Origin of the sequence: Ensifer sp. 4252 (genome assembly GCF_050434565.1) — a bacterium.
GTDB lineage: Bacteria > Pseudomonadota > Alphaproteobacteria > Rhizobiales > Rhizobiaceae > Ensifer.
The window spans coordinates 110,392-119,416 of record NZ_JBNDIU010000022.1 but is presented as its reverse complement, the minus strand read 5'-3'; the positions used below and the strand labels follow the sequence as shown (position 1 = coordinate 119,416).

Sequence of the window (9,025 nt, the reverse complement as noted above, 5' to 3'; positions counted from 1 at the left end):
TGGTTCGAGGACCGGCCGATCGGCTTGCGCGCCCCGACCGAGCCCGACGGTCCGGCCACGCTCTACTTCCGCCCGCACGACATCGAGCTGATCGATGGCTGTGGCGGTTGTCTCGCTGGCCTGGTCACCGCCAGCCGCCGCGTCGCCGGCACCCGCCATCTCGAACTCGATCTCGGCCGCAACCACCCGCATGCCGAAATCGAACTGCCGCCAGAACGCTCCACAGCCCAGGACCGCGCAAGGGTCGCATTCCGGCCGACAAAGTGGAAACTGTTCAGGGAGGAGCAACCCCTTGTGAAGCCGAAGCAGAATGATACCGAGGCAGAGAAGCCGCGGCTGGTGGCACAGGCCTGAAGCGCGAGGGCGCCGTTCGTACCGGCGCGTTCCCCAGTTGGTGCTTGCGTATTGCTTCGGCGCTTACTGCCCGACGGGCAGCGACAACGGTGCCAGCTCGCGCATCGGCCGTTTCTTCGGATCGTTTTCCGGCGCCTTGCGGCACGCATAGTCCTGCGCGTCCTGCAGCAGCGCCACGGCGCCGTCGTAGTCGATCAAGGTCGGGCGCCCATGGCGCACGACGCATTGCCCGTCGACATAGACCTCTTCGATGGCGCGTTCGGCTGCACAATGCAGCAGATTGCGCAAGGGGTCGTAGACCGGCTGCATCGCGTGGTGTTTCAAATCAACGATGAGAAAGTCTGCTTTCGCACCGACGGCAATCCGGCCGATATCGTCACGGCCAAGCGCGCGGGCGCCGGCAAGCGTCGCCGTCTCGAGAATATCCGCGGTCGATACGTCAAATACGGATCTGCCGGTCAGTCGAGCACAGATCATCGCCTGGCGCATTTCCTCCAGCATGTTGAAGGGGTAGCTGTCGGTCCCCAGCGCGACGTTGACGCCGGCGCGGCGATACCGCCCGACCGATTCCAGCGCCATGCCGCTGCGCGAGAAGGTCACGGGGCAATGGGCCACGGTCGTTAGCCGCTCCGCCAGCAGGCCGAGATCGATATTGGTGCGCTGGCGCGTCCAGGAATGGCTGTCGATGAAGATGCAATGGCCGAGAATCAGGTTGTCACCGAGGATCCCCAGGCTTTCCAGATACTGCACCGCGGTCAGGCCGGTCCGGCGCAGTATTTCCTCATGTTCGGCCATAGTCTGGGCGGAGTGGATGGTGATCGGCATGCCGCGCTTGCGCGCCTCTGCTGCCGCATCCTGCAGCAATTCGGCCGAGCAGGTCTCGATCTGCGATGGTGCCACCACACCGCCGAGGCGGCCGGAGGGATGGGCCGCAGCAGCGTCGACGACATCAAGCGCCCGGGCAAAAGCCTCGCGACCGCGCGCCTTGTCCCAGATGAAATCAAGGCGATGGCCGTCTTCGACATGCCATTGCGCTTCGCGGAAGCCTGGAGCGACGAAAGCGCGAGCACCGCTTCGCGCGAGCGTCGGCAGCCAGCTTTCATGCGGTCCGGCAATGTCCAGCAGGGTAGTCACCCCGCTGCGCATCAAGTCGCCCAGCATCACTGTCAGCGATGCCTCGATGGCACCGTCGTCGATTTCCAGCAGGTTAGAATATTCGTAGAGGGCGTTGCCCCAGAGCGCTGCCGTACCTGCGTCTTCGAAGATGCCCTTGGAGATCGGCTCCTCGCCGGAGTGGCAATGCACATTAACGAAACCTGGCATCACCATGCGGTCAGCGCCGGAGGTTTCGCTGGCAAAGGCGCCGTCATATTGTCCGCCGACATGAACGAAGCCGCTATCGTCATAGGCGACGTCGGCGTCGTTGAGGTAGACGTGGCTTTTGGTCTCTGCGTCGAAACCGACGACCGTATGTGCCTTGCGGATGACGTGAATGTTCTTACTCATGCGTGGTCCTGAAATACTGCTCGAGGAAACGGCTGTAAGCGCCCATCAGTGCACTAAAAAAGAAGTAGACGGCGGCGGCGAAGACATAGCCTTCGAGCACGGCGATGCCCTGCCATTGCGGATCGCGCATGGCGGTGCGCACGGTATCGAGAAAGTCGAGCAGGCCGACGATCGTAACCAGGGTCGTATCCTGGAAGAAACCGATGAACAGGCCGACGAGCGGCGGGATTACCTTCTTCAGCGCCTGCGGCAGCACGATCTTTCGCATGATCTGCCAGTAATGCAGCCCGAGCGAATGGCCCGCCTCGATCTGTCCCTTGGGAACGGCCTGCAGCCCGCCGCGGACGATTTCGGCGATATAGGCGGCGGCGAAGAGAATGATCGCCACCTGTGCCCGCAGCAGTTTGTCGATGGTGATGCCATCGGGCATGAACAGCGGCAGCATGACGGTCGCCATGAACAGGATGCTGATCAACGGCACGCCGCGGACGATTTCGATGAAGCCGACGCCGAGAACGCGGATCGCCGGCAGGCTCGAAGCACGCGCAAGCGCAAGTGCAATCCCGAGCGGCAGGGCGCAGGCAAGCCCGACGAAGGAAAGCATGAACGACAATGGCAGGCCGCCCCATTGTGTGGTCGGCACGGTCGTCAAACCGAAAATACCGCCGGCCATCAGCGTGTAGAGCGTCGGCAGGATCAGGACGATCCAGGTGACCGCAAGCGCCCTGCCCCAGGTGCGCGGCACCATCGACACGCCGCAGGCACCCAGAAACAGAAGCATCGCCGCGAGCGGCCGCCACTGCTCGTCGAAAGGATAAAAGCCGAAGAAGATGTAGCGCAGCTTGGCCGACAGGAACGGCCAGCAGGCCCCGCTGGAAGCCTTGCACTCCGTCGGCGTGCCGGAGAAGATCGCGTCGACGAACAGCCAGCCGATCGCGAGCTTGGCAAGAGCGAAGATGGTACCGAGGCAAAGGATGGTGATCAGAGCATTGCCTGGCGTTCCGAAATAGGCGGAAAGCCAGGTGCGGTTGCGCGCCGGCGGCCGGGCCGCGGGCGCCATCAGGGTCGGGTCGGCAACGAAGCCTTCGAACTGGGTCATGGCTCAGCGCTCCCTCAGCGCGACGCGCGCGTTGTACCAGTTCATCACCAGCGAGATCAGGATGGACAGGCCGAGATAGACGGCCATGAAGATGGCAATGGCTTCGATCGCCTGGCCGGTCTGGTTCATGATGGTGTTGGAAACCATCACCAGATCGGGGTAGCCGATAGCGATCGCGAGCGAGCTGTTCTTGAAGACCGTCAGATAGGTGTTGGTCAGCGGCGGCACGATGATCCGCAGCGCCTGCGGCAGGATCACCAACTTCAGCGTGCGCGAGCGCGGCAGGCCAAGGGCGGTGGACGCTTCCCATTGTCCCTTGCTGACGGCCTGAATGCCGGCACGCACGATCTCGGCAACGTTTGCCGAAGCGCTCAGCGTCAGGCCGATCAACAGTGCCACGAATTCCGGGCGCACGTGGTAGCCGCCTGTCAGGCGGAACCGGCCGAGTTCGGGGACATCCATCGAGACCGAGATGTCGGCGAGCAGCAATGTGGCCACGAGCGGCAACAGGAAGGCGAATATCGCGATGATGGCAACGGGCATCTCCTTGCCCGTGGCGATCCGGCGGCGGGCAAGGACGCGTTCGATCACGACGGCGGCGACGATGCCGACAAGCACGGCGATAAGCAGCGCTTCGAAACCGCTTGCCCACCGCATGGCCGGCATGACCAGACCGCTATTGGACAGGAACACGCCCGGCAGCATCTCGATTGCCTGCCGCACCGGCGGAAACACCGAGATGATCAGCGAATACCAGAGCAACAGGTAGAGAAGGAGCGGCACGTTACGCAGCGCCTCGACATAGGCGAGCATCAAGCGCGACAGAACCGGATTGTGCGACAGCCGACCGATGCCGACGAGCACGCCGAGGATGGTCCCGAAGAAAACGGCGAGCGCCGAAACCTTCACCGTATTGGCGATACCGACCAGAATGGCGCGGCCGAAGGTATCGGTCGGCTCATAGGCGATCGCAGTCTCGGTGATGACGAAACCGGCCTGGCGCGCCAGAAAGCCGAAGCCGGTGGCAATGTCCTGCTTGGCAAGGTTGGCGCTCGCCGTGCTGAACATCGCCCAGGCGACGAAGACAACGGCGCCGATCGCGATCGTTTGGTAGAGGAACGCGCGGATGCGCGCGTCATAAAACAGGGACATGGCGACACGTCTGCCGGGCAAGGGGAACGTCGAAGACGAAAAAGGCCCGCGCCTAAGCGCGGGCCGACGAATATCAACGGAATGGCGGCGCGTAGAGCAGGCCGCCCTCGCTCCAGCGGGTGTTTGGCCCACGGGTCAGACCGAGCGCGGTCTTGGTGCCGAGGTTGCGCTCAAACACCTCGCCGTAATTGCCGACACCCTTGACGATGTTGTAACCCCACTTGTTGTCGAGGTTGAGCATCTTGCCAAGCTCTTCACTGACGCCAAGCATGCGCTGGATTTCCGGATCCTCGCTCTTGGCCATTTCATCGACATTGGCCTGAGTGATGCCGCGCTCTTCGGCCGCCATCAGCATCCAGACGGACCAGGAAACGATATCGCGCCAGTTGGAATCGTTCTGCCGGACCGACGGAGCGAGCGGCTCCTTGGAGATGGTCTCGGGAAGAACGACGTAGTCGTCTGGATTGTTGGCAACCGCACGGATCGACGCCAAGTCAGACCGGTCGGACGAAATCGCCTCGCAACGGCCCGAGAAGAAGGCGTTGCGGTTCTCATCCGGGCTTTCGAAAACGACCAGTTCGAACTTGCCGCCGATCGAGCGGAAGAAGTCGCTGAGGTTCTGGGCTGTCGTCGTGCCGGGCAGCGTGCAGATCGCTGCGTCCGTCAGCTCCTTGGCGCTGTTGACGCCGAGCGACTTCGGCACCATCAAGCCCTGACCGTCGTAGAACACCGTCGGGCCGAAATCGAGACCGAGCGAGACCTCGCGCGAGAAGGTATGGGTCGTCTGGCGCGACAGCATGTCGATTTCACCGGATTGCAGAGCCTGGAACCGGGTGTTGATGTTCGTCAGAACGAAATCGACTTTTTCCGGGTCGCCGAAGACAGCCGAAGCCACGGCGCGGCAGACGTCGACGTCGAAGCCCTGCATGTGGCCCTTGGCGTCGGCCGTCGCAAAGCCGGGCGTGCTCATCGAAACGCCGCAGATCAACTTGCCGCGCGCCTTGACTGTTTCAAGCGTGGTGGCGGCGCTGGCGGTGAACGCCGTGAGGCCAACCGCGATACCTGCCGCGGTGGCGCAAAGTTGCAGAATTCTTTTCTTCATTTTCCCCTCCCGATGACTTCGACAATCTCCGCCTCTGCGGGTCATGCGATCCACTTCGCATGCCTCCTCCCGCCTAGGCCGACACCGGGGGCAACCCGCAGCGTCATCAATTGCATACGATAGCCGGATACAAATGGCAACATTATTGTATACAATACTGAAGCACATGGCTTTGGGGCGCCATCGAGGTTATGGGAGATGTTTCGCCGTTCCTTTCGGCTGGCTTGGGGAGGCGACGTTGCTTGAGAGTTCAAGCCGCAGCGACGTCGTCTATCGGCTGTTGCGCCAGGCCATCCCGGAGCAGGCGCTGAAGCCCGGCACCAAGCTTTCCGACGACACGATCGCCGATCACTTCAAGGTCAGTCGCACCAGCGTTCGCGGTGCGCTTGTGCGCCGCGAACGCCGAAGGCAGAACCGAATACGACGTTGTGTTCGTCATCTGCGGCATGGGCTGTCGTCGGGTGAGAATCTCAGACGTCTCTTCTCCCACACTATCCTGCAACGGCGCCGGTATGCCGGGCGCGTCTTGCGAGGGAGGGAGTAAGCGATGCCAACAGAACTGGAATACATGAGCCGACAGGTTGCCGCGGGTCGTCTATCACGACGGGAATTTCTGGGACGGGCAGCGGCGCTCGGCGTGACGATCGCGTCGGCGCAGACATTGCTAGGCAGTGCCGCCCGTGCGGCGGGCCCAGTCAAGGGCGGGACATTGCGGGCCGGCCTGGTCGGCGGCGAATCGACCAACAGCCTCGACCCTGCGACATGGGCAAGCCAGGTGCCATACACGCTCGGTCGCTGCTGGGGCGAGCAGTTGCTGGAAGTCGCGCCGACCGGCGAGATCGAGTACCGCCTGGCCGAATCCTACGAAGCCTCCAGCGACGCAAAAACCTGGAGCTTCAGGATTCGCAAGGACGTCACCTTCCACAATGGCAAGCCTCTGACCCCGGCCGACGTCGTGGCGACACTTGAGCGCCACGGCGATGCGGACTCCAAATCGGCGGCCCTGCCCTTCGTGCAGGAGTTCGAGACCATCAAGGCTGACGGCGACAATGTCGTCATCACCTTGCGGCAGCCCAATGCGGACATGCCCTACATCGTCAGTGACTACCACCTGATGATCCAGCCGAACGGCGGCAAGGACGATCCAACCGCAGGCATTGGCACCGGTCCGTATAAGGTGGTGGTGAATGAGGCGGGCGTAAAACACGTCGCCGAGCGCCACGAAGGCTATTGGGGCTCGGCCGAACGCGGACATGCCGATCAGATCGAAATCGTCGTCATCAACGATTCGACCGCGCGCACGGCGGCGCTGCAAAGCGGCCAGATGCATATGATCAACCGCATCGAGCCGAAGCTCGTCCAGCTGATCCAGCGCCTGCCGGGCGTTGTCATCCGAAACGTTCCGGGCAAGGGCCACTACGTGTTCATCGCCCATTGCAATACTGCGCCGTTCGACAACAACGACCTGCGACTGGCGCTGAAATATGCCGTCGACCGGGAGGAAATGGTGGCAAAGGTCCTGGGTGGCTATGGCACGGTCGGCAATGACACGCCGATGATCAAAGGCTATCCGCTTTTCGACAACGATATCGAGCAACGCGTCTTCGACCCTGACAAGGCGAAATTCCACTACAAGAAATCCGGCCACGACGGCGCCGTTCTGCTGCGCACGTCTGACGTCGCCTTCCCCGGCGCCGTCGATGCCGCCCAGCTTTTCCAGATGAGCGCTGCCAAATGCGGCATCACCATCGACCTGAAGCGCGAGCCGGGCGACGGTTACTGGTCGGATGTCTGGAACAAGCAGCCGTTCAGCATGTCCTATTGGACCGGCCGACCGACGCAGGACCAGGTCTATTCCATTGCCTATCTGTCCAAGGCCGAATGGAACGACACGCGCTTCCAGCGCGAAGACTTCGACAAACTGATCTTTACCGCCCGCGGTGAGCTCGACGAAACCAAGCGCAAGGCGATCTATGGCCAGGCGGCGATGATGCTGCGCGACGAAGGCGGCGTCATCGTGCCGATGTTCAATAACTATATCGACGCCACCAACCACAAGGTCGGCGGTTGGGTCGACGATCCGAACGGCGAACTGATGGGCGGCCACGCCCTGACGAAATGCTGGGTCACGGCCTGAGCCAAGAGACGGAAAAGCCGGAGGCCTGATCAGGCTCTCCGGCTTTCATCAACTTCGAGACGTGGCACCCTCACGGTGGCCCGCGTCGCTCAAGATAGCGTTCAGCGACGGCGCAGCGACAGCATGCCGTCGTCGGCAATACCCGCTTCGATATCGTTATAGCGGGCGAGCGTCATGTGCGGCGTGTCGGCTGCAGCGTCATGCGCGCCGGTGATCACGATGACTTCGGCGCCGGCGGCCTTGCCGGCGAGAATTCCGGCCGGAGCATCTTCGAAAACGATGCAGTCTTCCGGACGCACGCCAAGTTTTTCGGCGGCTAGAAGATAGCCCTCCGGATGGGGTTTGCCGACCGACACGTCTTCGCCCGTGATCATCAGCTTCGGCGTCGGGATACCCGCGGCCGCGAGGCGGCGAACGGCGAGGTCGAGCGGCGCAGAGGTGACGATCGCCCATTTCTCTGGCGGCAACGAGTTGAGGAAGGCAATAGCGCCCTCGATCTCGATGATCCCCTCGACGTCGGCGATTTCAGCGAGCGCAAGCTCGTAGGCCTCATGCTCCGGATCGATATCAGGCAATTCGAGCGTCCGGATCGTATCCACGGCGCGAACGCCGTGCACCGTCTTCATCATCTCGACGGGATCGAGCCCGTTGCGCACGGCCCAGGCGCCCCAGACGCGTTCGACGACGGCCATGGAATTGAGCAGTGTCCCATCCATGTCGAACAGGAGAGCGGCGAAGTTCTTGGCAAAGAGAGATGAAGGCGCGGTATCCAACGGTGATCCCCTGAAGCTGCGATGATGAGCGAGAAAGCCCGCCCGACAGTCCCGGCACACCTACAGCCTGAAGAGCAGGGGCACAACGCAATTCGGCATGTCCGCGATCATCTTCGCCAACCGTAAGTTACGATTGGTCAACGCCGTCCCCTGTGCTCAGAAAGCCGATCGGCCCACCGGGAACATCATCGTCAAAAATCGCGCAGGAAAGATGGCCACCGAACACGGCGCCCGAATCCACATTGGTGCGGTTGCCCACGGTCCGCGGATTGGAAAGGCTCGGTGTGTGGCCGTGGCAAAGGTGTTTGCCCCAATAGTCGCCCGAGTAATTATCCGGCCGCCTGATCCAGAGGAAGATTTCGTCCCCCTGGCGCTCCAGCGGAATGGTTTCGTCGATCCCGGCGTGAACGAAGATGCGAAAACGCTCGACGATGATGGACGGCAGTTGCATCAGCCACTTCAAATGCGCTGCGGGAATAGTGTGAGCGTAGGATGCCAGTGTCTCCTTTCCTCCATTGAGCAGCCACCAGTCTACTTCGCTCTCGCCGCTACGGGCGCCGAGTAGCATCTCTTCGTGATTGCCCTTGAGCACCAGCCAGGACCAGCCCTGGATCTGCGGCCCTGCCATGATCAATTCAATCACGCCTCGGCTATCGGGGCCACGGTCGATCATGTCACCGAGAAAGATCACCCTGCCCTCGGGCGCAAAGGCTTCGATCCGCCGCAGGAGCGCCTGAAGCTCGGCCAAACAGCCGTGGATATCGCCGACAGCAAAGGTCAGATGCTGCGCGCTCATGCACCAGTCCTCCGGAACTCGACGAAAGGGTTGACGCCGCAACGGATGTTCGGCGCGTGGATGCGAGCGCCGATAGACTGCACGGATGGCGGAAACACGGCAAGGC

Annotated in this window: 9 protein-coding genes; 3 read left to right on the top strand and 6 right to left on the bottom strand. The window is 62.2% G+C overall.

The window, feature by feature from the left end:
• On the top strand, positions 1-354 hold a 354-nt coding region (locus ABIE33_RS29000; RefSeq protein ID WP_429131490.1), incomplete at its 5' end, for a TOBE-like domain-containing protein.
• A 63-nt stretch (positions 355-417) separates the two neighbouring features.
• Here ABIE33_RS29000 and ABIE33_RS28995 read toward each other — a convergent pair.
• From ABIE33_RS28995 to ABIE33_RS28980, 4 genes are all read right to left on the bottom strand, one after another.
• Entirely contained in the window at positions 418-1,860 is a 1,443-nt protein-coding gene (locus ABIE33_RS28995; protein ID WP_429131488.1) for an amidohydrolase family protein, read from the bottom strand.
• The gene (locus tag ABIE33_RS28990) at positions 1,853-2,959 is read right to left on the bottom strand and encodes an amino acid ABC transporter permease (RefSeq protein ID WP_429131486.1); all 1,107 of its coding nucleotides are present in this window, start codon (positions 2,957-2,959) and stop codon (positions 1,853-1,855) included. Before ABIE33_RS28990 ends, ABIE33_RS28995 begins: the two co-directional genes overlap by 8 nt.
• 3 nt (positions 2,960-2,962) lie before the next feature.
• Positions 2,963-4,111 (bottom strand): amino acid ABC transporter permease, encoded by a 1,149-nt coding sequence (locus tag ABIE33_RS28985; RefSeq protein ID WP_429131484.1) that lies wholly within the window; start codon positions 4,109-4,111, stop codon positions 2,963-2,965.
• Positions 4,112-4,184: 73 nt separating this feature from the next.
• Complete coding sequence (locus ABIE33_RS28980; RefSeq protein ID WP_176355708.1) at positions 4,185-5,213, bottom strand: amino acid ABC transporter substrate-binding protein; 1,029 nt, start codon at positions 5,211-5,213, stop codon at positions 4,185-4,187.
• Between the two features lie 238 nt (positions 5,214-5,451).
• Between ABIE33_RS28980 and ABIE33_RS28975 the strand changes: the two genes are divergently transcribed.
• The gene (locus ABIE33_RS28975) at positions 5,452-5,757 is read left to right on the top strand and encodes a GntR family transcriptional regulator (protein WP_429131482.1); all 306 of its coding nucleotides are present in this window, start codon (positions 5,452-5,454) and stop codon (positions 5,755-5,757) included.
• Positions 5,758-5,760: 3 nt separating this feature from the next.
• Positions 5,761-7,350, top strand: coding sequence for an ABC transporter substrate-binding protein (locus ABIE33_RS28970; protein ID WP_429131480.1), 1,590 nt, complete (start codon positions 5,761-5,763; stop codon positions 7,348-7,350).
• A 101-nt stretch (positions 7,351-7,451) separates the two neighbouring features.
• On the opposite strand, the gene ABIE33_RS28965 is transcribed toward ABIE33_RS28970, so the two are convergent.
• Both ABIE33_RS28965 and ABIE33_RS28960 read right to left on the bottom strand, forming a co-directional pair.
• The gene (locus ABIE33_RS28965; RefSeq protein ID WP_429131478.1) at positions 7,452-8,123 is read right to left on the bottom strand and encodes an HAD family hydrolase; all 672 of its coding nucleotides are present in this window, start codon (positions 8,121-8,123) and stop codon (positions 7,452-7,454) included.
• Positions 8,124-8,250: 127 nt separating this feature from the next.
• Entirely contained in the window at positions 8,251-8,919 is a 669-nt protein-coding gene (locus ABIE33_RS28960) for a metallophosphoesterase family protein (RefSeq protein ID WP_429131476.1), read from the bottom strand.
• Positions 8,920-9,025 lie beyond the last annotated feature (106 nt).

Excerpts from the sequence above, each read along its gene's own strand:
- ABIE33_RS28995 (WP_429131488.1), bottom strand. The coding sequence starts at position 1,860 with ATGAGTAAGAACATTCACGTCATCCGCAAGGCACATACGGTCGTCGGT.
- ABIE33_RS28990 (WP_429131486.1), bottom strand. The coding sequence starts at position 2,959 with ATGACCCAGTTCGAAGGCTTCGTTGCCGACCCGACCCTGATGGCGCCC.
- ABIE33_RS28985 (WP_429131484.1), bottom strand. The coding sequence starts at position 4,111 with ATGTCCCTGTTTTATGACGCGCGCATCCGCGCGTTCCTCTACCAAACG.
- ABIE33_RS28980 (WP_176355708.1), bottom strand. The coding sequence starts at position 5,213 with ATGAAGAAAAGAATTCTGCAACTTTGCGCCACCGCGGCAGGTATCGCG.
- ABIE33_RS28970 (WP_429131480.1), top strand. The coding sequence starts at position 5,761 with ATGCCAACAGAACTGGAATACATGAGCCGACAGGTTGCCGCGGGTCGT.
- ABIE33_RS28960 (WP_429131476.1), bottom strand. The coding sequence starts at position 8,919 with ATGAGCGCGCAGCATCTGACCTTTGCTGTCGGCGATATCCACGGCTGT.